19 protein-coding genes are annotated in these 22238 nt (G+C 50.1%); 5 read left to right on the top strand and 14 right to left on the bottom strand.

The annotated features are described in order from the left end of the window. Window positions 1-70: 70 nt before the first annotated feature. Together DCW36_RS04095 and DCW36_RS04090 are read left to right on the top strand one after the other, a co-directional pair. The gene (locus DCW36_RS04095; RefSeq protein WP_114783139.1) at window positions 71-1087 is read left to right on the top strand and encodes an acyl-CoA reductase; all 1017 of its coding nucleotides are present in this window, start codon (window positions 71-73) and stop codon (window positions 1085-1087) included. 248 nt (window positions 1088-1335) lie between these two features. Beyond that, window positions 1336-1635 (top strand): hypothetical protein, encoded by a 300-nt coding sequence (locus tag DCW36_RS04090; RefSeq protein WP_114783138.1) that lies wholly within the window; start codon window positions 1336-1338, stop codon window positions 1633-1635. 148 nt (window positions 1636-1783) lie between these two features. Here the strand turns inward: DCW36_RS04090 and DCW36_RS04085 are convergent, their stop codons facing one another. The 8 genes from DCW36_RS04085 to DCW36_RS04050 form a co-directional block, all read right to left on the bottom strand. Beyond that, entirely contained in the window at window positions 1784-2638 is an 855-nt protein-coding gene (locus tag DCW36_RS04085; RefSeq protein ID WP_114783137.1) for a nucleoside phosphorylase, read from the bottom strand. Window positions 2639-2779: 141 nt separating this feature from the next. Next, a complete protein-coding gene (gene trhO / locus DCW36_RS04080) occupies window positions 2780-3748 on the bottom strand; it encodes an oxygen-dependent tRNA uridine(34) hydroxylase TrhO (protein ID WP_114783136.1) in 969 nt (322 codons plus the stop codon). A gap of 47 nt (window positions 3749-3795) precedes the next feature. After that, a complete protein-coding gene (locus tag DCW36_RS04075) occupies window positions 3796-4395 on the bottom strand; it encodes a hypothetical protein (RefSeq protein WP_114783135.1) in 600 nt (199 codons plus the stop codon). A gap of 48 nt (window positions 4396-4443) precedes the next feature. Continuing rightward, entirely contained in the window at window positions 4444-5079 is a 636-nt protein-coding gene (locus DCW36_RS04070) for a NeuD/PglB/VioB family sugar acetyltransferase (RefSeq protein WP_114783134.1), read from the bottom strand. Between the two features lie 47 nt (window positions 5080-5126). Next, complete coding sequence (locus tag DCW36_RS04065) at window positions 5127-6437, bottom strand: hypothetical protein (RefSeq protein ID WP_125185452.1); 1311 nt, start codon at window positions 6435-6437, stop codon at window positions 5127-5129. Further along, window positions 6434-7723: a DUF2851 family protein gene (locus DCW36_RS04060; protein WP_114783132.1), complete on the bottom strand. Its 1290-nt coding sequence runs from the start codon at window positions 7721-7723 to the stop codon at window positions 6434-6436. The genes DCW36_RS04065 and DCW36_RS04060 overlap by 4 nt, the downstream gene beginning before the upstream one ends. A gap of 290 nt (window positions 7724-8013) precedes the next feature. Further along, window positions 8014-9000, bottom strand: coding sequence for a bile acid:sodium symporter family protein (locus DCW36_RS04055; RefSeq protein ID WP_205702868.1), 987 nt, complete (start codon window positions 8998-9000; stop codon window positions 8014-8016). A gap of 240 nt (window positions 9001-9240) precedes the next feature. Next, on the bottom strand, window positions 9241-11316 hold the full coding sequence (locus tag DCW36_RS04050) for a biosynthetic peptidoglycan transglycosylase (RefSeq protein ID WP_114783131.1): 2076 nt from the start codon (window positions 11314-11316) through the stop codon (window positions 9241-9243). 356 nt (window positions 11317-11672) lie between these two features. Between DCW36_RS04050 and purB the strand changes: the two genes are divergently transcribed. Both purB and DCW36_RS04040 read left to right on the top strand, forming a co-directional pair. Then, complete coding sequence (purB, locus tag DCW36_RS04045; protein ID WP_114783130.1) at window positions 11673-13025, top strand: adenylosuccinate lyase; 1353 nt, start codon at window positions 11673-11675, stop codon at window positions 13023-13025. 275 nt (window positions 13026-13300) lie between these two features. Then, window positions 13301-13804 (top strand): cupin domain-containing protein, encoded by a 504-nt coding sequence (locus DCW36_RS04040; protein ID WP_114783129.1) that lies wholly within the window; start codon window positions 13301-13303, stop codon window positions 13802-13804. 269 nt (window positions 13805-14073) lie between these two features. Here DCW36_RS04040 and DCW36_RS04035 read toward each other — a convergent pair whose 3' ends face one another. Genes DCW36_RS04035 through DCW36_RS04010 form a run of 6 tightly spaced genes read right to left on the bottom strand, consistent with a single transcriptional unit; the run spans window position 14074 to window position 20577 of the window. After that, window positions 14074-15216: a glycosyltransferase gene (locus DCW36_RS04035; RefSeq protein ID WP_114783128.1), complete on the bottom strand. Its 1143-nt coding sequence runs from the start codon at window positions 15214-15216 to the stop codon at window positions 14074-14076. Window positions 15217-15219: 3 nt separating this feature from the next. Beyond that, complete coding sequence (locus DCW36_RS04030; RefSeq protein WP_114783127.1) at window positions 15220-16191, bottom strand: glycosyltransferase family 2 protein; 972 nt, start codon at window positions 16189-16191, stop codon at window positions 15220-15222. Window positions 16192-16195: 4 nt separating this feature from the next. Beyond that, window positions 16196-16714: a DUF4199 domain-containing protein gene (locus DCW36_RS04025; protein ID WP_114783126.1), complete on the bottom strand. Its 519-nt coding sequence runs from the start codon at window positions 16712-16714 to the stop codon at window positions 16196-16198. Window positions 16715-16734: 20 nt separating this feature from the next. Then, complete coding sequence (locus DCW36_RS04020) at window positions 16735-17244, bottom strand: DUF4199 domain-containing protein (protein WP_114783125.1); 510 nt, start codon at window positions 17242-17244, stop codon at window positions 16735-16737. A gap of 59 nt (window positions 17245-17303) precedes the next feature. After that, entirely contained in the window at window positions 17304-18566 is a 1263-nt protein-coding gene (locus DCW36_RS04015) for a dihydroorotase (protein ID WP_114783124.1), read from the bottom strand. Between the two features lies 1 nt (window position 18567). Beyond that, entirely contained in the window at window positions 18568-20577 is a 2010-nt protein-coding gene (locus tag DCW36_RS04010; protein ID WP_114783123.1) for a BatA domain-containing protein, read from the bottom strand. Window positions 20578-20880: 303 nt separating this feature from the next. Here DCW36_RS04010 and DCW36_RS04005 point away from each other — a divergent pair, with 303 nt between their 5' ends. Continuing rightward, a complete protein-coding gene (locus DCW36_RS04005; protein ID WP_114783170.1) occupies window positions 20881-21921 on the top strand; it encodes an SDR family oxidoreductase in 1041 nt (346 codons plus the stop codon). The last annotated feature ends 317 nt before the right edge of the window (window positions 21922-22238 follow it).

Here is a 22238-nt window from a genome sequence, read left to right as displayed (position 1 = left end):
AGTTTAAATCAGAACAAAATTAGTAACATTAAGCATCCTTATCAAATATTTTTTTAAATTACCGTTTGTCATGACATTAGAAAACAGGATTGAAGCATTTATTAAACTGGGGAATCAGCTGCAAAACCTGCCGCCTGAGGAACGAAAAGCGCTGGCCGCCGCCGCATTTGCCAGGAACCCCTGGTTCGATGAAGAAAATGTTTCCTGTGCTTTAAACGGAATAATTACCTATTTAGAGGAGCAGTACCTGCGGGAGTGGCTCTACCCTTACCAGCTGAAACACATCAAACCTAAAACGGTTGGCGTGGTTATGGCCGGCAATATTCCGCTGGTAGGCTTCCACGATTTTTTGTCGGTACTGATCAGCGGCCATGTGCTGCATGCCAAACTCAGTTCCGGCGATGAGGTGCTGATGCGCTGGATTGCCAACACGCTCATCAGCGTAGAGCCTGCTTTTGCCGAATACATTCATTTTGTGGAGATGCTGAAGGAGGCGGATGCCATTATTGCCACCGGCTCCGATAACACGGCACGTTATTTTGAGTATTACTTTGCCAAACGGCCGCACATTATCCGGAAAAACCGCAACAGCATTGGCGTGCTGACAGGCCGTGAGAACGAGCGGGAGCTGCAGGCGCTGGGCGAGGATGTATTCCGGTACTATGGCCTGGGCTGCCGCAATGTTTCCAAGCTGTTCGTGCCCGAAGATTATAATTTCGAAAAGTTTTTTGAAGCCAACAAAGCGCATGCTTCGCTGCTCGACCACCACAAGTACCGCAACAACTACGACTACAACAAATCCATCCTGCTGGTTAACCGCGTGCCGCACTTCGATAATGGCTTTATGCTGGTAACCGAAAGCGAAAGTCTGGTTTCGCCGATTTCGGTATTGAATTACGAAAAATTTTCGTCGCTGGCAGACCTGCGGCAGAAAATAGCTGCGGCCAGAGAAAAAATCCAGTGCATTGTGTCGGCCCATGGCTGGTTTGAGAACAGTATTGCCTTTGGCGATGCGCAGTGCCCGATGGTATGGGACTATGCCGACGGGGTGGATACGCTGGCTTTTTTACAGGAGATCGGTTCTTAACGTTGCTGTTGCAAACACAACCTACCTATAGCCGTTGCACCTGAAGTGCTAAAAATTATTCCCTGATTCAGCTTATGTGAATACCATTTTATCAACCTTCTGTGTCTAAAAATAGTATATAAAAGTAACTCTTACGGTTTTAGCTTTCAACCTGTTGGAATGTTCAGCTTACAGGTGATGGCTCCAGCAAAGCCATCCCTGTCCGGCGTGACTGTGTATTTTATAGACTCTTTTAAACAGCAAATACGATGGCTTCACTGATTAACCATGCTCCTTTAGTTGAGAAAGAGCAAATTCCCTCCTTCCATTTTAGTACAAAAGATGTACTGACAGATCCTGAAGCTCAACAGAAAAGGAGACTGGACCTGGATCGTGCTTCTTCGCTGGGAAATGCGTATCACGGGAAGGTAGAAATTACGTTTCAGCCGGTAGACGGGGAGCAAAAACGGGTGGAGACGACCGTATGGTGTGTTGATGATAAATACCTGGTCCTGAAAGCAGGATGCGCTATTCCTGTTACATCCATTATCGGCATTGAATTCTTTTAAAATTGATTTTCTAAAACCTGATAAAGCATTGTACTAAAACAGCAAAAGCCGGTTGTAAAGCCGGCTTTTGCTGTTTGCAGGAAATGATATTCCCGTCTGTGCGCATTGAGGTGGTGCAGTGGCAATGGTGGCAGGAGCAGTGAACTTTTTATAACCTGTCGAGCACCTTTACGATCAGGTCGTCGAGAATTTCGTTCGGGTTGGAGGCAAACTCGTGCTTAACCCGGTTGGCTAATATGGCATTTACCGACAGCACCTCGTGCCCGAGCAGCCTGCCCAGGCTGTAATAGCCGGCTGTTTCCATTTCTATATTCGTCAGCCTGAAATCGCCTAGCCTGAATGCGTGGTACTGTTCCAGCAGCAGCTTGTTCCGCAGGCCGCCCCGCAGCTTCCGTCCCTGTGGCGCATAAAACCCGGGACAGGTGAGGGTGTTGCCGGGTATCATGTCGTAGGCAATGGTATCGAGCAAGGTCGGAGAAGCATTTACGCAGTAAGGCTGAAAGCCCAGGCCCAGTTCCTCCTGCAGCTTCCGGGTGATGGTGTTCTCGATTTCGCTCTGCTCCAGCGGGTAGAACTGCATCAGCGTATCCAGCCCGATCGCATAATGCGAAGCCAGCAGACTGCCTACCGGAATAGTTTCCTGCAAGGACCCGGATGTGCCGATGCGGATTATCTTCAGGGCGATCTTCTCCTGATTCGGCTCCCGCGACACAAAATCGATATTCACCAGGGCGTCCAGTTCGTTCAGCAGCAGTTCCACATTGTCGGTGCCCATGCCCGTAGACATCACCGTCAGGCGTTTGCCCCTGTAGTAACCGGTATGGGTAATAAACTCCCGCTTAGCAACCTGGGTCTCCATCTCTTCAAAATACTTGCTCACCATCTGTACCCGCTCCGGATCGCCAACCGTGATAATGGTATCGGAGATTTGTTCGGGCAACAGGTTCAGGTGGTATACCGATCCGTCAGGGTTCAGGATCAGTTCTGATTCCGGGATTCGCATGGCTTTATCTTTTGTTGGTTTTGGGAATATAGTCTTTTTATCATCTACTCCCTCCTACGCATGAATATAAATTTTGAGAGTAAAAAGTACAAAAAAAGCGTGGCTTTAGGGCTCACGCTTCTTCTGATGCTGGTCAGGTGGTTATTCCGTTACCTGCTTTGTTTTGCGGCGGTTAAACCCTTTCAGGGGATTGTAGCCGTTCAGTTCTTTCTGGTAATAGCCGGTGCCGTCGTAAGGCCGCTTTTCCGGGTGCTCTTTACATTCCGCTGAGCAGGCGCCTTCCATCTCAACGCCGCACTTTTCGCAGATAGGCACGTGCAGGTTACACACCGGGTTGGCACAGTTTACCATGCGGTCGCTGTTGGTGCCGCACACGTGGCAGGTAGAAATTACAGTTGGGTTAACTTTGTTCACATCTACGGCTACGCGGTTGTCGAATACATAGCACTTGCCTTCGAAGTCTTCGCCGCCGGCTTCCATGCCGTATTTAATGATGCCGCCATGCAGCTGGTACACATTCTCGAAGCCCTGCTCCAGCAGGAAAGCGCTGGCTTTTTCGCACTTGATGCCGCCGGTGCAATAGGTCAGTATTTTTTTATCTTTATACTTCTCCTTCAGCTCGTCTACCTTCTCCGGAAATTCACGGAAATTCTCGATATTAAGCGTCACAGCATTTTTGAAACGGCCCAGGCTATACTCGTAATCCGAGCGTACGTCCAGTACCACGACATCCTGCTGGTCTTTCATCTCCCGGAATTCTTTCGGCGTCAGATGGATACCGGTGCGTACATTCGGGTTGATGTGCAGCAGGCCGGAATGTACAATTTCGGCTTTGGTACGTACATGCAGCTTCGTGAAGGCATGCTCCTCCGAGGCATCCACTTTAAAATCGATGTTGGAGAAACGAGGGTCCGCTTTGAGCGTCTGCATGTACTTTTCGCAGTCTTCCTTCAGACCGGAAACTGTACCGTTCAGTCCTTCTTTTGAAACTATGATGCGGCCCAGCATATTCAGCTCCAGGCAAAACAGGTGGTGCTCCTCCCGGAAAGCTTCCGGATCTGCTATCGGTGTGTAGCAGTAGTACAGTAAAATGCTATAAGGTTTGTTCATAACGGCTTAGTTTCGGCTAAGTGTTAAATGGTTAAATTGTTTTATTGTTATATCTTGTCCGCCAATTGTTTAGGCAATAACTTATCTAAAATAAACTTTTGCTTTTTCTCGATCACAAGAAATTTCCAATCTGTTTTTCCATTTTTTGAAATTGCATAAGCCTGTTTTTGAGCATTTATCTCAAAAGCTTCTGCTTTCTCATCATACTTCACGTTGTTTGAACCAAAAGCTTCTTCAAAAGATAGTTTAATCATGTTCATTCGCAGCTTGTGTTCGGTTTCTGTTTCTTCCTCCAAGTTTATATCAATGAACTTCATCTTCATTAGACTTGAATAGCTCATTAAGGAATAATACTTATCACCAATTTTTTCAGTATCAGAGATTTCAGTAATCTTTGGACTTTTAAGTTCAAATTCCATTTCAGGATTACTGAATGTCTTTTCCATAATTAGAACCATTTGATCCTTAGGAACTATCTCAAAGAATTCCTCTGGCATAAATTCCATTGATTTATCAAAATCCTTATTGATAATTAGATTGTTATAATCTAAAAACTGGCTTTTAATCTCTTTCTTATAATCCTGACTGATACCAATTGTAGAAATGGCTAAAAACAAGATTATTAGAAGTCTGGTTTTTATATTCATTATTTTGTTATTTAGATAACAGCTCAACAACAGTGTAAACTGAAAAGTTTACTTCACCGGTGCTGCCGGATTACCGAACACCGTAGCTTTGGCAGGAACATCGGCTACTACCACAGAACCGGCACCAACCCGGGCGTTTTTGCCTATTTTCACGCCAGCCACCACAACGGCACCGGAACCGATGAAGGCGCCTTCTTCTACGACCACTTCTGAGTTAATCACGGCCCCTGCACCTACCTGTACAAAGTCGCCAATTTCAGCGTAGGCATCTACCAAGGCCCTGGATTGTATCAGGCAGTTGCTCCCGATTTTGCTGTTGTTGTTGACAATAGCGCCAGCCCCGATCATGTTGCCATGCCCTAGCCAGGCGTGTTCCGACACAGCACTGAAACGGTGGATGGCATTTACCGGCACCACCTTATACTCCTCCTTCAGCATCTTGACAAGGCTTTTGCGGGCAGCCGTATCTTCTGCGGCCACAAATACATCGCACTTCTTGCCAATCAGCTTCAGGAATTCGCTGTCTTCGGTGCTGCTCATGACCGATACATTGTTTACCTCCGTTTGCTGCAGTTTACCGCTATCGTCCAGGAAACAGTAAACTACTACATCGTTACTGGAAAAAATATCGAGTGCTGCCGTGCCCAACTGCTGGGCACCAAGAATTATGACGGGGTTTTGCATAGTTATTTCTAAAATTAGGGTGCAAAGGTACGAAGAAGGCAGGGAGTTTAAAAGGACCGCTGAAAGAGTCTGGCTTTAACCTTCCTGATAAACAGTTGCACATAATAACTCTGCAATAGCAGGTAAACCAGGAAAGGCAGGAACGCGATCCGGTAGCGGCTGAGCGAACCGAAATTGGGTGTACTCAGGCCGATTAATACGCCTGCCACTGCGATGTACAGGACAAAACCTACATATAGCAGCGGAAGCTCCAGCCTTTGTTTTCTAACCAGCCACGAAGCCAGCAGCAGCGCCGTAAGCACAAGCAGAACCAGGTTTTCCAATCCGATAGCTACATACAGCGGCTGCCACGCTTCCCCGATAAAAGGACGGTACACGGCACTGAAAAAGGCTTCCGGTGAATTTAGCAATATACTCTCCAGCGTTGGCTCCAGCTGACTATAGGTAATGTGCGGCCCGTGCAGCGACTGCTCCAGGAGCTTGTTGTGCGCAAAGACCACCTGCCGGACCAGGTAGTTCGGCATTAAGCGGTCAAACAACTGCCATGCCGCAATACCTGCTATTCCCACCACTATTACCAGCACCCCTGCCTGCACCTTTACATCAGCCAGTGCCGCAACACTTCGCGAAAGCTTCCGGAGAAGGTAATACACCAGCAGGACAGGCAGTAAAACCGCTGCTAAAAAAAGCTTGATGCGCACGAAGAGGTACAGCATGGGCAGCACCAGCAGCAGTTCCGGGAGCCTGAGCGGTTGCCCATGCACCCTGGCTATCGCAAAAGCCACTACCCAGCACATGCTGCCCATCATCACGCTATCTTTGAGCAGGCCCGAACTCCAGAAAACCACCGAGGGGAAGAACAGGAAAGCGAGGATAGCAGCAGCGCGTGTACCGGGAAAATATTTTGCCAGCGTAGCGGCTAACCGGGCTGCGCCCCAGAAGCTGAACAAGGAGAACCAAAGGCTTATGAGGTAATAGGAGCTTCCGGTGAGCAGGTTGAGCAGGCTTACAATTTTTATCAGGAAAAAGGAATTGGAGAAAAAAGCGAATCGCGCAAATGGCAGACTAGCCTGCAGCGCCTCCGTCTCGAACTCATTCAAAAACAGGATTCTGAAATATCCTGCAGGGTTTTCGTAAAAATAAGCCGTTAGGCGCTGTGCACCATTAAAATAGGTCAGGGTGTCGCCGGAACCATAGTGGTGCTGGTAGAGCAGCCCCAGCAGCAGACCAGCCAGCATCTTAAACAATAAAGCAGGATAGAACCAGCGCCCGAGCATGCCGCTCCAGGATTGTTTTTTTAACGCCAGGCTCAGCCCCGCCAGCACCAACAAGTTAAAAAGAGTAAACAGCAGACTCAAAGGGCAGCAAGGTTTTGTTTCAGAATTTTGTTTCCTACACCACAGTGCAGGCACTTGACAGGCTGACAATAGCGCTTATACAGCCCCAAAGCAGCCTGGTTATCTGCCGCAGAAAGGGCCTTCCAGCCCAGCTCCTCGTACAGGCGCGTCACGTTGTTCGAGGTCTCTTTCAGCTGCTCGAGCAGCCCGACTGCCCGCTCCAGGTACTCGCGGTGTTGTGTGTAGTGTGCATACGCTGCCAGTAACGGCACCGCTACGTTAATGATCAGGTTGTGGGCGCTGCTCCTGCCTATGCTTTGCTGCGTTGCGGCAGTTTCTCTTCCAAACATGTAATGCTGCTGCCAGTAAGCCGACATGGGCATCCTAAACAGCGCTTCAAACTCCTTTACCGTGCCGGCTTCGGATAACCTGGAAAACAAAGGCCCGGAGCTTGCCAGCACCGCCGCCAGCTGTGCCAGCCGTAACGTAGGAAAGTTAGCGGGGCGCATGCGCAGGAAGTTCCACTGGTGCCGCTGCATGGCATCGGGCTGCAGGGAGTACTTATGGCGCAGGAACGTGTATTCTTTTGCCAGTTGACTTGCATAAGCATCGTCTGCCTCGGTTAAAAAGCCTGCCTGCCCGAACAGCAATGCCTCCACCTGGAAAAGCGACTGCCGGTGCTTCCGCACCACAGTCAGCGGCAGCGCGCGGGCCAGTTGTTCGAAGGCATCCTGGTTTGTTTTAAACCCGAAGCCTTTGCAGAGCAGCTGGTAGGCCGTCTGTTCCCAATCGTTGCCCTGGTGGCTGAAGTTTTGCAGCACCTCCTTCCCTTTCTGCTCCAGCCGCTCCACCAGTGCCCGCTCCAGCATCATGGTCTTGGTAATGTCCGGCACGCTGGGCCAGAAGCCGGCACAGGGTATTGGCGCGCGCTGCTGCTGCAACTTTTCGTAGGTCTGCAGCAGGTGGGGCGACACCCGGTCCTGAAGCACGAGTGCCGGGATGAGAGAGCCGTCGGTGCGCTGCACCGGCACATCTGCCTGCCACACCACATGCAGCACCACCTGGTCGTATTTCGGGTCGGCCTGGTGCTGGTGCCGCTGCCAGTCAGAAGCTTTCAGGTGAATTTCCACGCTGCCCGACCATTCCACCTCACCTATCTTCAGGAGCGCTTCCTTAAAATCGGGGCCTGCATCGGTGTTGTAATAGCCCACCTTCAGCACCAGCAACGGCTCCCCCTCCACCGTCAGGAGGTCCGTTTTATCAAAATACTGGTGTTGCCAGATGTAATGCAGAAACTCTTCTTTCATTTGTCCCGGGTTGCGGCAGGTACAACAAAAGTACAAAATTTTAATGTGCTAATTTTTTAATGTGCTGATGGGTTAATGGCTGAATGGTTGAATGGCTAAATTGTTAAATGGTTGTAATTCTGAAAATCATAAAATTCTGTAAATCCTGATTCAGACAAACATAAAATCACACCCATCATTCCATCCTGCCATCAACGGTTCAGACAAAGGAGCAGTGGCTGTGGTGGCTGGAGCAGTATGCTTTTTATCCATCAACAATTAACCCATCAGCACATTAAAAAATTAGCACATTACTCCCCCCCGGCTTTACGGGCCATGGCTTGGGCTATGATGCTGGCTGCTATCAGCTGCAGGGCGTGGTAGAGCATGATGGGAAGCAGTACAACGCCTATTATAGTAGCATCCGGAAACAGCACCTTCGACATCACCGTGCCCTGCACCAGCGACTTTTTGGAGCCGCAGAACAAGGCGGCAATCCGGTCTTCGCGGTTAAAGTTGAGGAGCCTGCTGATGCCGTAAATGATCAGGTACACCAGGAAGAACAGCCCCACCATCAGGCCTGCCAGTTTTAATATATCGCCGCTGCTGTAGCCTTCGAACATGTTCAGGGCAAAGGACTCGCAGAAGGATGTGTACACGATCAGCAGGATCACCACCTGGTCGAAATAGCGCATCTGCTTCCGGTATTTCTCCGCAAACGTACCCAATCGCTTGTTCAGCAACAGCCCCAAAAGTACCGGGGCCAGCACCTGCAGCATCAGTTTGGCAATGATAACGGAAATGTCGTAATCGCCGGAGCTGGTGGCCAAAAACAGCCCCATCCAGAGCGGTGTGATAAAAACGCCAAGCAAACTGGAGATGCTGGCATTAAAGATAGCGGCCAGCATATTACCGCCGGCAATCGAGACCATTACAACAGAAGAAGAGACTGTGGAGGGTAGTGCAGCCAGGTAAAAGGCCCCCAGCCACAGCAACTGGTTTCGTTCACCTGAAATAAGCGGTTTAACAGCAAGCAGCAGCAGCGGGAAAATAACGAAGGTAGCCAGGTGCACCACCAGATGCAAACGCCAGTTGCCCAGGCCTTCCCGCAACTTCCGCGGGTTCAGGCGCAAACCGTAGAAAAAGAAAATGAGGGTAACGCCGTAACCGGCGATTTCGCTCAGCGATACCGGCTCTTCCTGCACCCCCACTTCAGGCCACTGGGATGCCAGCACAATCACACCGATTAGGGCCAGCAGAAACCAATCAAAACCGGCACGGGCTAGCAGGTTAGTCAATCTACTGAAACTGAGCGGGGGCAAACGTTCGGACTTTTTCAATTATGACGGTGTATCCGGATGAGGTGCAAAGGTAAGACAAAGCTGGTATAAATTTCCATGACAGGCAGGAGCGCTTCGGCTTGTATTGCCATAAAAAACCTTTCTGCACCTGCCACCACTGCCTCTGCTCCCCTTCAAAGCAGAACGGTCTCCGTCAAATGCTGACATGAGACCGTTCTTTTCAATGTTTTGCCTGTACTAGAAGCCGAGCATGTCGATTGGTTTTAGCTCGTATTCCGGTTCCTCTTCCTCCTCTTCTCCTTCGGGTAGCTTTTCGGTTACAATCAGGTCGCGGGCGCGGCCATAGAGTTGCACATTCGGCGTCAGGTTATCGTATTCTTCCTGCGTGATTTTGCCCCGGCGGAGCATAATGCCGGCAATCAGCCTGAAGTAACCGCCTTTCCAGCTCCGCAGGTTGCCATAGCTGTCGAAAGACGACCGGTACTTTTTAGGACTCGGGATGATGCTGGTCAGGAAGATGGCTTCGGCCAGTGTGAGTTCAGATGGCTGCTTGCCGAAGTAGAAGCGGGAGGCATCTTTGGCGCCATACACGTTGGGTCCCCATTCAATAATGTTCAGGTACACCTCAAACATCCGGTTCTTGGATACCAGGTCCTGGTTCTCGATCAGCCATACAATAATGGCTTCCTCTACCTTACGGGCTACTGTTTTCTTGCGCGTCAGGAACACGTTTTTCACGAGCTGCATCGAGATGGTACTGCCTCCGCGCACGAAATCGTTCTTTTTCAGATTGGCGGCAATTGCCTGCCGGAAAGCCTCTTCGTGGAAACCATTGTGGCGGTAAAAGCCTGCATCCTCGGCGGTAAGGATTGCATCGCGCAGGAGAGGCGATATCTGGCTGATAGGGCTGTAAAACGGATTGGACGGTCCCACCATAAACGTCCGGACAGGTTTACCATACTCATAAACAGTATGCTCAAACTGTCCTTTTATTTTTTCAAGATTGGTATTACCGTATTCCACGATCTTAAAGTCTTTGGAAGCATCCAGGTCCGAATCGAATTTCACGCGGTCAATGCTATCCATGTTTACATGGAAGTTCAGCTTATACTGCAGCGTACCCTCGGCGCGTATCCCTTCCAGGTTCTCAAACAATCCGGCTGGCAACGACTCGAAAAAATCATTGGCAGGGATAGCTTTTGTCTGCACCTTAAGATCGTAAATCCGGGTAACGTCAGGCTCCCGGCTCTCCTCGTCTTTGCCGGCAGCAGCTGTTTTTTTGGTGGTTTTAGCTTTTTGGGAAGGCGCTTCGGATGGCGGATTCTGGTAAACAGCATGCAGGTTGGCTACCGCTTTGTTTATCCTGACAACCGTTTCTTCATCCACAGAATAATAATTTGGCCCGATGGTTAGCGCATAATCCACGGCACTATCCTTTACCAGCACATCCTCGTCGGCAATTTTGGCGTGGTGAAGCACCAGGTTTTTGGCCCTTGCCCTGCCTTTGATGGTGAGCCTTTCGCGGCGGAACTGCTTGTCCGTCAGGCTCAGGTGCAGCGTATCGAAGGCAACAGTTCCGTTAAATTTTTCCTCTATATACGGCAGTCGTATCCCCTGCTTATCCGTTGCATACAAACTACCCGCAATCCTGTATTTCCGGGGGTCGATGGTGCCGTGCACGCGCATGTTGTTCAGCAGCGAGTCGGTCAGGACAGACATCCGGGAATCGATCTCCCCATCTTCGATCGTCAGATAAGGCATCTTCATGTCGATGGTTCGGGTGCGTGACTTAAACGACACGTTCAGGTTCCGGAAGTCCACCTGGTCGGGCACGTTGTCGAACGCTGTTTCGATCAGCCGGTTCAGGAGCTCGCCGTAGTTGCGGGAAGTCCGGGTGGTATCGGAAGGGGTTTGCGCATTCTTGCGGAACAGGAAGGAGAAGTTATCCTGATCACCATTTTTGCGTGCAGTCAGGTAGGCATTCGCCACATCGAGGCGTTTAAACACGATCCGTCCTTTAAAAATAGAGCGTACGCTGATGGCGGCATACACGCTGTCGGTAGTGAAGAGGGTGTCGCGGTTGTCGGGTACAAAATAGAGGTCGCTCAGCACGACGGAATTCAGGTCTACAAACTCCGCTTTGCCAACATTAAAATCGCCGGGATAGCGGTTCTCTACTTTTTCTACAATTTGTTCGATCGTGTAATCCAATACCCTTGCTCTGAAAATGATCAGCAAGGCAATCAGGAGCAGGAAAAAGGCCAGCACACCGCCAGCCCCCCAGAGAAGTCGTTTTTTCGTTCGCGGGTTCAAAATATATCTGTTCGATTTAAGCAAAATTTTATTAGTATCTGGTAATCAAGGCCTAAAGCTCAAACTTCAGGCCAATTCTCAAATTTTGTTGTCTGGTTTCGTTTATACCACCTCTACATACGGCAGAACAGCATAATTGATATGGGCTGCTGCTTCCTGTAATTTCAGGCCTTTTCAGTGCCCGAAAAGAACTGCCAACACCGTAACGAAATTTGTGACCGTTTCTGCGGTTGTGGCGCAAAGTAAAGCAAAATTTAAGGGTTTAACGGGCAAAAGATGAAGCTTTGTGCATACCAGCCCCTTTGTTATTGGCTTACTTGGCTATTCCTGCTTATCTTTGGGCAAAGAACTTTGGCATGAACTTAACAACGCTTACCGCCATATCGCCAGTAGATGGGCGCTACCGCAGGCAAACAGCTGACCTGGCTGCCTATTTTTCTGAATTCGGACTGATACGCTACCGTGTGCTGGTAGAGGTGGAATATTTTATTGCTCTCTGCGAGCAGCCGCTCCCTTCGCTGAAGGATGTTCCGCAAACTGTTTTCGGTGACCTCCGGAAGATTTATGAGCAGTTCACGGAAGAGGATGCCCTTAAAATAAAGGAAACCGAGAAGGTGACGAACCACGATGTAAAGGCCGTTGAGTATTTCCTGAAAGATAAATTTGACGAACTGGGGCTGGGCGAGCACAAGGAGTTTATTCATTTCGGGCTTACTTCGCAGGACGTGAACAACACGGCTATTCCGCTCTCGCTGCGCGAGGCCGATGAACGCGTAGTGGCCCCGGCTTTCCAGAGCCTGCACCAGAAGCTCAAGGAGCTGGCGCAACAGTGGAAGGACATCCCGATGCTGGCACACACGCACGGCCAACCAGCCTCTCCTACCCGGCTGGGCAAAGAGGTACAGGTGTTTGCAGAGCGGCTAGAAAAGCAGCTGGAGCTCCTGCGCCAGGTGCCTTTCTCGGGCAAATTTGGTGGCGCAACCGGCAACTTCAATGCCCACCACGTCGCTTACCCGGACGTGGACTGGCCTGCCTTCGGAAACAGGTTCCTGGAGCAGGCACTCGGCCTGAAACGCTGCCAGTACACCACCCAGATTGAGCATTACGATAACCTGGCCGCTTACTTTGACGGCTTAAAACGCCTCAGCACCATTCTCATCGATTTTTCCAGGGATGTGTGGCAGTACGTATCGATGGGTTATTTCAAGCAGAAGATAAAAGCCGGTGAAGTGGGCTCTTCGGCTATGCCGCATAAAGTAAACCCGATCGATTTCGAGAATGCCGAAGGTAACCTGGGCATCGCCAACGCCCTGCTGGAGCACCTGTCAGCGAAACTGCCCATTTCCAGGCTGCAGCGCGACCTCACCGACTCTACGGTACTGCGCAACGTTGGCGTGCCGCTGGCGCACCTGCTGATTGCATTGAAATCGCTTGAAAAAGGAATCGGTAAACTGGAACTGAACGAAGCGGCCCTGCGCCATCACCTTGAAGAAAACTGGGCAGTAGTAGCAGAAGGCATCCAGACCGTATTGCGCCGCGAGGGTTACCCGCAACCATACGAAGCACTGAAAGCCCTGACCCGCACGAACGAAAAGATAACCGAAAAAACCATCAGTAGCTTTATCGAAACGCTGGAGGTGAACGATACTGTAAAGGCGGAACTGAAGCAGATAACACCTTATAATTACACCGGGGTGGATCTGCTGTAAGCGCAGCTTCCGTTTTGGTTCTATAAAAAAAGGACCTGCTAAGCCTGAGGGTGTGGCAGGTCCTTTTTTGTTTGCGATCCTTGATGAGCAGGTAAGGGAGTGGTGGCAGGTGCAGAAAGACTGTTTTGAGATTTAAGCTGCTGCTACCTTTGCTGCTCCGTTTAATTTTTGGCAATTTCTTCAGCCTTACCCGTAAATTTTCTATCTTACCGCACTTTTTTACCAGCTGCCCTCTGTGCAGCGGCTTATCCTGAATTTCAGAACAAATCCTAACCATGACAACAGACACCGAGAAAGCAGCATTATTTAAAGAAGTGGAAGAACGCTTAACCGCACAGGGTTTTAAGATTGACAAGCAGGACCAGGAAAGGCCATGGGGCGGTTTTTTTGTGATAAACGAGGACCAGGCCCAGCAGTTCGCCGATACCTATTTCGATGGCCTGTCGGTAGACAGCCTGCGGATTTCTGGCAAGCTGAGCCCTAAAATACTCATTGTAGCACCGGAGAAAAGACTGTCGTGGCAGTACCACCACCGCCGTGCCGAGATCTGGAAAGCTGTGCAGGGAACAGTCGGCGTTGTTACCTCTGATACCGACGAGGAAGGCGAAACCAAAGTTCTGAAGCCCGGCGACCTGATCACGCTTAAGCAGGGCGAGCGTCACCGCCTGGTAGGGCTGAAGGAATGGGGCGTGTTGGCTGAGATCTGGCAACATACCGACGGAGAAAACCCATCGAACGAAGACGATATTGTGCGGGTACAGGACGATTTTGGCCGGTAAAAAGCTTTCTCCTGCTGCCACCATACCCACAGCTCCTGCTTTACACAAGGCAGGAGCTTTTTTTATGGTTATACCAAATAATATTTATTCGCTTCCATATAAACATTTCTCCCTCCTGTCATCCCGAAGGGATCTTGTGGGCTAGCTGCAGAAACATCTGCTTAAAGCCGAATCGTAATGGAAAATCATTTTTACTATTTGGTATTATTGCGAAAATGCAGGAGCAGAGGCTGTGGTGGCAGGAGCAGCAGAAAAATTCAGGCTCACTTTTACAGTTTAGCAGCCAACTGGTATATCTCCTGCACAAAGGTTTTCCAGCTGAAGCGGTTTTTATAGGTCTGTATATTTTGGGCAAATGCAGCAGCATTAGCTGAAGCGAAAAAATTGCCAATAGCTGCTGCTATCGCCTCCGGTTCGGGCTCCACCACATAGCCTACTTCCCCGTCAGGCACCAGTTCTGCCAGGCCGCCTACCTTCGTTACCACCATCGGTTTGTTGAAATGGTAAGCCACCTGCGTCACGCCGCTCTGCGTGGCGTGTTTATAGGGCTGCACCACCAGGTCGGCTGCACTGAAGTAGTAACGCACGTCGGCATTCGGAATAAAATCGGTACGCAGCACCAGTTGCGCCTGCAGGTTCAGCTCGTTGATCAGGTGGTGGTAGGGAGCAGGATCGTCGTAAAATTCGCCGGCCACGAGCAGCTTCAGCTTTGGTAACTGCTGCAGCCTACTCTCCGCCATCGCTTTCAGCAGCAAATCCAACCCCTTGTAGGCACGGATAAAGCCGAAGAACAGGATATAACGGTACTCCGGGTCCAGGTTGAGTTTCGCACAGGCTTCTGCTTTTGTTACAGGGTCTCCAAAGTTATCGTACAGCGGGTGCGGCAGGTAAACATTTGGCTTGTCGGGTTCGAAACGCTCCAGGTCCTGCTGCACCGAACGCGACATGGCGATAAACCCGTGGCAGGCGCTCAGGAAATAGCGGGTAAAAGGCACATCACCCGGACGCTGTTCGTGCGGCACCACGTTATCGGTAATAGCCAGTATGCGACTGCGTTTGTTCCTGCTGATGATGCGGGCAATGGTGCCGAAGCAGGGGCCCATAAACGGCAGCCAGTACCGGAAGAGCACCAGGTCGGGCTTCTGCTTGCGGATGTAGTTGCCTGCTTTTAACCAGCTGAGGGGGTTGATGGAGTTGATGAGTACTTTGATGTTCAGCCCTGCTGGAGCAGGTTCATCGGTGTACTGGCTCTTGCCCGGGAACAGGAACGAAGGGTACTGCAGGCTGAACGTCACAATTTCGACTTCATCGCCCTCTTCCTGGAAAGCCTTTGCCAGCCGCTCGTTAAACGTGGCCAGTCCGCCGCCACGCAAGGGGTGTGCAGGTCCTACAAGTACGATCCGCCTGGCCATTGCTTATTTTATCATCCCTACCCTGTCGCGGATCAGGTATTCGTTCTTTTTGGCAGATGCCAGCGAAATCATTTCGGCCAGGAAACCGGCCAAGAACAGCTGCACACCAACAATTACAGCGACCAACGCCAGGAAGAACAGGGGCTGATCTACCACATCGCGCACACGCCCTTCCGGGTACAGGCGGAAAACCTTTTGAATAATAAGCCAGAACGTGATCACGAAACCAACTACAAACGAGACAGTACCCAGGGTGCCAAAAAAGTGCATCGGGCGTTTTTTAAACCGCGATACAAACGAGATGGAGAGCAGGTCCAGGAAACCGAAAATAAAGCGCTCGATGCCAAACTTGGTGGTACCGTACTTGCGCTCCTGGTGCTGTACTTCCTTCTCGCCAATACGGGTAAACCCGTTCCATTTTGCAATTACCGGAATATAGCGGTGCATCTCGCCATGCACTTCAATGGTTTTTACCACCAGCTGCCGGTAAGCTTTCAGACCGCAGTTAAAGTCATGCAGCTGAATGCCGGATAATTTGCGGGTAGCGGCATTAAATAGCTTGGAAGGCACTGTTTTGCTGACCGGGTCGTAGCGCTTCTTTTTCCAGCCCGACACCAGGTCGTACCTCTGGCGCTTGATCATGTCGTAGAGCGCCGGAATTTCTTCGGGGCTGTCCTGCAGGTCGGCGTCCATGGTAATCACCACCTCGCCCGTACACCGCTGGAAGCCCTCGTTCAGAGCAGCCGATTTGCCGTAGTTGCGGTTGAAGCTGATGCCTTTGATCGTATTATCCTGTTCGCTCAGTTCGTTTACCACATCCCAGGAGCGGTCGGTGCTGCCATCGTCCACCAGAATCACTTCGTAGGAAAAGCCGTTGGCGTGCATCACACGCTTAATCCAGTTTACCAGTTCAGGCAGCGACTCCTCTTCGTTAAAAAGCGGCACCACTACCGATATATCATAAGCATATTGCATATTGCTATTCAAACTCAGGCCGCGTTTTTTTCAGGATGGCGGAAATAACAAGTGATACCAGGAAACCAATGAATGCATACCCCACAATGCTCATGACGATGGTCATAAACGGCCCCTGCAACGATTGACCGATAGAAAGAGCCGCATCAATCTGGGCATCACTCATTCCCCGGTCCTCCAGTTCCATCCGTTGCTCCTCAAATATTTTATTAAAATGTTCAGGGTCGATAAACGTTGTGTAAATAACCACAAACACACCGCTTAATATTCCAATAATAGCAGATACAAGCGTTCCGATACCAAGCCCCTGCCCGTAGGACATATAGCCAAAGTTCTCCTTTTTAAACTGTTTCATAGCTATAAACAATATAGCTATCAGTATCAGGTACGTGAGAGCACCAAGTATTTTATTGGTACTCATATCCAGCACCATTAATATGGCAGTATACAGCACCACAAAAAGCCCTCCAACTAAGCCATATATTAAGGCAACAGAAGTAACGGTAGGTTGTTTTTCGTCCATTATTTTACGTAAGCTTTAGTTTACTTTCTGAAAAAAACGGCAGCTACAATAGAAAGCAACCCTCCTAATAAGAGCCTTCGGAAGAAATCGCTAACTGCAACTTCGCCTGGAGTTACGTTCTTACTTTCTGCCATCAGCATATCGTAATTTTCTTTGCCAAAAAGCCTGATCTGTTCTTCCTTGTTCGCCTCCAGCATCATCCGCATTTCTTCCATTGTTTCTCTTAAAAGATCAGGGCCTACCGTATAGATAAACAGAAAGAGCAGCAAGGCAGTGGTAAGAGCCGTGTAAAACGTAACAGAAAAGCCTACCCGCCAGCCTCTAAAAAAGCTAATTTCGGTGTCGTTAAATTGCTTAAAATACCGCAATCCTAAAAAGATAAAAATGGGAATGGGCAGGTAGCTGACCTGGCCTGCACTTCCCAGCGGGTTATTCCCCAGGAAATACACCAGCAGCAAAATGCCAAAACAAGCTATCCCGCATAATACACCATACTTAATACCAACTCTTGCAATTGCCTGATCAAACATTATTCTTTACCCGCTAAGGTCGTGTGTTGCACCTGTTCAGTTATAAAAATATAAAAAGCTTAATTAAGAACTACTTGTCCTTTATGGATAATGCCCAAAACCCTGCCTTTAAGTTCCTGCCCATAGAAAGGGCTGTTCCTGGACCTGGACTTCGTTTCTGCTACCGCAGGCACCCACGGCTGGTCCGGAGCAAACAAGGTGAAATTGGCAGGTTCGCCAACAGCCAGTTTGGGCGCAGGCAAACGCAGTATTTCGCGTGGACCAGTGGTAAACTTAGCGACAATGGCCTCGGTAGACAGCACATCTGCCAGCGCCGTGTTGGCAGCGGCAAAAGCTGTTTCCAGGTTAATGATTCCAAAATCGGCCAGGTCGAACTCCAGGTTTTTCGCTTCCGGGTCGTGTGGCATGTGCGCCGACACCAGCGCATCGATAGTACCATCCTGCAGCCCCTGCTTTAACGCCGCTGCATCCGCTTCGCTCCGGAACGGGGGCGACACTTTGTAATTGGTATCGAAAGGCTGAATTGTTTCGTCGGTGAAGGACACCTGGTAGCTAGCCACATCGCAGGTTACCTGTAAGCCGGCTGCCTTCGCCTTCCGGATTGCCTCTACCGAGGCGGCAGTAGAGATGGTAGAGAAGTGCAGGCGTCCGCCGGTGTAGGCCAGCAGCTGCAGATCGCGGGTTACCATAACGTCTTCGGCTACGGCCGGAATGCCTTTCATGCCAAGCCTGGTGCTGGCTTCGCCTTCGTGCATTTGTCCGTACTCGGTCAGGCGCTTGTGCTCGGGCCTGTTCATCAGCAATCCGTCGAAGAACTGCACATACTGCAGCGCCTTTGCCAGCACCTCGGCTCCCTGCAGCGGCTTTGTTCCGTCGGTAAACGCAACCGCGCCTGCACGGTGCAGGTCAATCATTTCGGTCAGGTCTTTTCCGGCAGTATCCACCGTAACGGCTGCCGCAGGGTGTAAGGTTACCGGAAGCTGACCGGATTTGTCTTTGATAAAGCTGACGGCACCTTTGGTCTGTACCACCGGCTGCACATTGGGCAGGCACACTACTTCTGTAAAGCCGCCTGCCGCCGCAGCTGCTGCCGCAGAGGCCAGGTCTTCTTTCTGTTCGAGCCCCGGCTCTCCCACAAAGGCCGACATATCCACCCAACCCGCCGATACACTTAAGCCTGCTGTGGCAATGGTCTGGTCGGCCTCGGGCGTTTCATCACCAATGTAGGTCACAATACCATCTTCGAGTAATATGTTTTGCTGCTGCAAATGATAAGCTGATGCTGGAAAATAGATGCGTGCTGCCTGGAGAAGTATTTTCATGCTAAAGGAATCTAATAAGCGCTATTTCTGCCAATAAGAAAATCAGACACAATATTAGGCAATATTTCCAAAGCTTGACGCCAAAAAATCGTTTTTCGAACTCACCTTTTACCGAAAAGGCATCGCCGTACTTATATACATGCACATTCCTGAGTTTTTCAGGCACAAAACTGCGCAATTCTTCCGGCGAATACTGTTCCAGCAACGACTCCTCTTTATCGAAATTGAAGGCCAGGGTCGTCAGGGTAGAATCGTTCAGCCGCAGATCATAAAAGCCGGCTTTATCAATAGTAGGCGGAACGGAAAACAGCAACCTGCCCCCCCGCACCTGCTGTTCCGGAATATACTCGAGGCTGTCCTGCACCAGTTTGTAAATGCCTTCGCGCCTTGCCGGAGTAGCGACCGGTATGGTTACCGTGGTATTTTCATCCAGTGTATAAGCCAGTTGCTGCTCCTGTTTGTAGCTCGAAATTGCCATTTTGTACATCACCGGCACAAATAGCGCATGGTTCTGCAGCTCGTTATAGGCATCCTCCAGCGGTGAGGCCATCAGGTACACCTGCCCGCTCCCCCGCTCAAAACGCGACAGAAACGGCGTGCCTCCCCTGAACTTGAGAATATCGTCCGCTGCCCTGGACCATACCAGCTTACGGGTGGCAGCAGGCATCTGCATTTTTGGGTCGTAATTGGAAAAGATACTTTTAAAGAACGGGCTGTTCGGATCCGGCACGGCCAGTGCTGTTTTAGCCCCCTCGCCTGTGGTTGCTGTTATGTTGGCCGGAATATTCAGATTCCCAAACAAAGCGGAATAGCTGGCGTTATCAGCCTTCTCAGCGGGTATTACCACCAACGTACCTCCCCCCTTTACAAAGCCAGCCAACGTAGACGCTACGCCGGAAGAGATAGTACTAACCGCATTCAGGATCACGATATTTGCAGACGAAGCACGCGCATAGTCCAGGTTACCCTGCTGGTAAAGCTGCGGACGGAAAAAAGCTTCGTTCCGGTACAGGCGCTGCAACGGACTGGACGCAGCATCCGAAATTTCCACGATATCGATGTTCCGCGACGGCGCCATCACAAAGTAATGCGTGTTATCGAACTCTACCGGATAATCCTCTACCAGCACATACGCTTTGCTTATTCCCTTGCTGATGAGGCTGAAATTCAGGGAGGTTTCGGTGACCTGCCTGGGAGGCAGGTCCAGGCTCAGCGAAGCCAGTTGGTTATCGTTCACCACCAATTTAACAGCACAATCTTCCACAGTCTCGTCACCGGCATTGTACAACCGGATGTGCAGCACATTATCCCCGGCAGGACGAATAAACTCATCGTCGAGGTAAACGGAATCGATGGTGATATTGGCAGTACCTGCCCCTTTTAACGGCACCAGGTGCACCTGCCTGGTAGAATCCAGTGCTGCCAGCGACTGTGGCTGAAAAGTGCTTTTCTGAAAATCGGAAATAATGAAAAGCTGCTCCGAAGCCGTATTACCGCCACTGAATGGCAGGTTTTTATTCGAAGAAAAATCAATTCCCTGCAAAAATGCGTTCGTAGCGTTGCCTTCTACCATGGCAGCAGTTCCGGCGCCAGAGGCTGTTGAAATCTTAAAAGTAGCAGAGGCCGGGAAAAGATCGATGATCGTTTGGGCCTGTCCGACTGCACCGGACAAAAGCGGCTCATTTTCTTTTTCACGGGTGTTCTGCATGCTATAGGAATTATCCACCACAATACCAACCTGCGATGTATCTGCCGGCAAAAACGATTCGGAAGCAGGTATAAAGGGTTGTGCAAAGGCCAGCACCAGGAAAATGACAAACAGGATACGGCACAGCAGAATGAGCAATTCCTTCAGGTTACGCTGGCTCGCCGTAATGTCTTTGGAAGCTTTGATGAACTTCACATTACTAAACTCAACGCGCCTGGCTTTTCGCAGCTGGGCCAGATGCAGAATAACAGGTATAGCAATAGCCGCTAAGGCATACAAAAAAGACGGATATAAAAGGCCCATAGCTAAAGGTAAATAGTAGCTTCCTAATAAGCAATTATCTACTCTGTTTGAGCCAAAAAGTAGTTGTGCAAAGGAAAAATATTTTGAAATTTGTTACTGCTCCTGTCACCATTTCTTCTGCTCCATAATTTTTTTTCTGCCCCTGCCACCACTCCCGCTGTCCCCGGTGGCAATATCCTTCCCCAATTAGCAACAAGCTGAACATCTCAAACTATTTTAGGACAACATCGGTAGCTGTTGTTCCCGTATAGCCTCTAACAGTATTTGAATACATTTCCATTATACAAAACAAACTTAATGAATATGAACGTTTCGCTAAAACCTATTCAGGAACAAGTAATTGTGATTACCGGTGCCTCCAGTGGAATTGGACTGGCAACTGCCCGTGCTGCAGCCAGGAAAGGCGCTAAGGTGGTGCTTGCTTCTGAAAACAAAGAAGAACTGGCCAAAATTGTGCAGCAGATACAAAACGAGGGAGGCCAGGCCATTTATGTAGTGGCTGATGTTGGTCGCCAGGAAGACATGCAGCAAATTGCAACCAAAGCGATAGAACGTTTTGGCCGCTTCGACACGTGGGTGAACAACGCCGGTGTTTCGATCTATGGAAGACTGGAAGAGGTAACTGAAGCAGATAACCGCCGCCTGTTTGACACAAACTTCTGGGGAGTAGTTTCAGGTTCACTTGTTGCGGCAAAGCATCTTAAAAAGCGCGGAGGTGCCATTATCAACCTGGGTAGTGAGTTATCGGATTTATCAATTCCGCTACAGGGCATGTATTCGGCGAGCAAACATGCGGTGAAAGGCTTTACGGATGCGCTACGCATGGAATTAGAGGAAGACGAAGCGCCTGTTTCTGTTACGCTGATTAAGCCGGCTGGCATAAACACACCGTATCCGGAGCATGCAAAAAACTACACAGACCAGGAGCTTACCCTTCCGCCTCCGGTCTATGAACCGGAAGAAGTAGCCAACGCGATTTTATATGCAGCTACGCATCCGAAGCGGGATATTTATGTAGGCGGCGCCTCCAAACTAATGAGTACGCTCAATAAGGTTGTACCGGGCGTGGTAGACTGGGTAAACCAGAATTTTATGACGGAGATGCAGCTAAAAGATAAGCCCGCACGGCATAAAGAAGGAGGATTACACAAACCAGGAAAGGGTGGTAAAGTGCATGGCACGTATGAAGGGCACACACAGAAAAGCCTTTACACCCGCGCCACAATCAACCCTGTCATTTCTGGTGTGGTACTGGCAGCCGCCAGCGCTGCAGCCATAGCTTTGATAGGCAGCAATCGCTCAAAACACGGGAATGGTCAGTATACCAGACGGAAATCTGTTTAATAAGCTGTAGTCAGCAGCAGCGGCTGTGGAGGCTGGTGCAGCTGACTTTTCAGACCGGCAAGAAGCAGGTGGTAGGGATTCTGTATCTCATCTGGCATCACACGCCACCTGCTTCCTCTGTTCAACAGCTGAAAAACAGGTCCGGATACTCAGCAGCTGCCCTCACCACAGCCACTGCTCCAGCTTAAGGAGCAGTTAAACTTACAACAACCGTCCTAAAACGCAAACAGCCCCTGCACATTGCTGTACAGGGGCTGTTGGAATGGTGTTGGCGGCTACCTACTCTCCCGGATGTGACTCCAGTACCATCGGCGCAT

It is taken from the genome of Botryobacter ruber (assembly GCF_003347595.2).
GTDB lineage: Bacteria > Bacteroidota > Bacteroidia > Cytophagales > Hymenobacteraceae > Pontibacter > Pontibacter ruber_A.
The sequence above is the reverse complement of the archived record's forward strand: the minus strand, read 5'-3'. Positions and strand labels throughout refer to the sequence as shown.

What these genes read in the sequence shown, in the direction of transcription:
- trhO (WP_114783136.1), bottom strand. Translation starts at nt 3,748, where the DNA reads ATGAACAAACCTTATAGCATTTTACTGTACTACTGCTACACACCGATA.
- DCW36_RS04060 (WP_114783132.1), bottom strand. Translation starts at nt 7,723, where the DNA reads ATGAAAGAAGAGTTTCTGCATTACATCTGGCAACACCAGTATTTTGAT.
- DCW36_RS04040 (WP_114783129.1), top strand. Translation starts at nt 13,301, where the DNA reads ATGACAACAGACACCGAGAAAGCAGCATTATTTAAAGAAGTGGAAGAA.
- DCW36_RS04025 (WP_114783126.1), bottom strand. Translation starts at nt 16,714, where the DNA reads ATGGACGAAAAACAACCTACCGTTACTTCTGTTGCCTTAATATATGGC.
- DCW36_RS04005 (WP_114783170.1), top strand. Translation starts at nt 20,881, where the DNA reads ATGAACGTTTCGCTAAAACCTATTCAGGAACAAGTAATTGTGATTACC.
- DCW36_RS04015 (WP_114783124.1), bottom strand. Translation starts at nt 18,566, where the DNA reads ATGAAAATACTTCTCCAGGCAGCACGCATCTATTTTCCAGCATCAGCT.
- DCW36_RS04075 (WP_114783135.1), bottom strand. Translation starts at nt 4,395, where the DNA reads ATGAATATAAAAACCAGACTTCTAATAATCTTGTTTTTAGCCATTTCT.
- DCW36_RS04085 (WP_114783137.1), bottom strand. Translation starts at nt 2,638, where the DNA reads ATGCGAATCCCGGAATCAGAACTGATCCTGAACCCTGACGGATCGGTA.
- DCW36_RS04035 (WP_114783128.1), bottom strand. Translation starts at nt 15,216, where the DNA reads ATGGCCAGGCGGATCGTACTTGTAGGACCTGCACACCCCTTGCGTGGC.
- DCW36_RS04020 (WP_114783125.1), bottom strand. Translation starts at nt 17,244, where the DNA reads ATGTTTGATCAGGCAATTGCAAGAGTTGGTATTAAGTATGGTGTATTA.
- DCW36_RS04070 (WP_114783134.1), bottom strand. Translation starts at nt 5,079, where the DNA reads ATGCAAAACCCCGTCATAATTCTTGGTGCCCAGCAGTTGGGCACGGCA.
- DCW36_RS04090 (WP_114783138.1), top strand. Translation starts at nt 1,336, where the DNA reads ATGGCTTCACTGATTAACCATGCTCCTTTAGTTGAGAAAGAGCAAATT.
- DCW36_RS04010 (WP_114783123.1), bottom strand. Translation starts at nt 20,577, where the DNA reads ATGGGCCTTTTATATCCGTCTTTTTTGTATGCCTTAGCGGCTATTGCT.
- DCW36_RS04030 (WP_114783127.1), bottom strand. Translation starts at nt 16,191, where the DNA reads ATGCAATATGCTTATGATATATCGGTAGTGGTGCCGCTTTTTAACGAA.
- DCW36_RS04095 (WP_114783139.1), top strand. Translation starts at nt 71, where the DNA reads ATGACATTAGAAAACAGGATTGAAGCATTTATTAAACTGGGGAATCAG.
- purB (WP_114783130.1), top strand. Translation starts at nt 11,673, where the DNA reads ATGAACTTAACAACGCTTACCGCCATATCGCCAGTAGATGGGCGCTAC.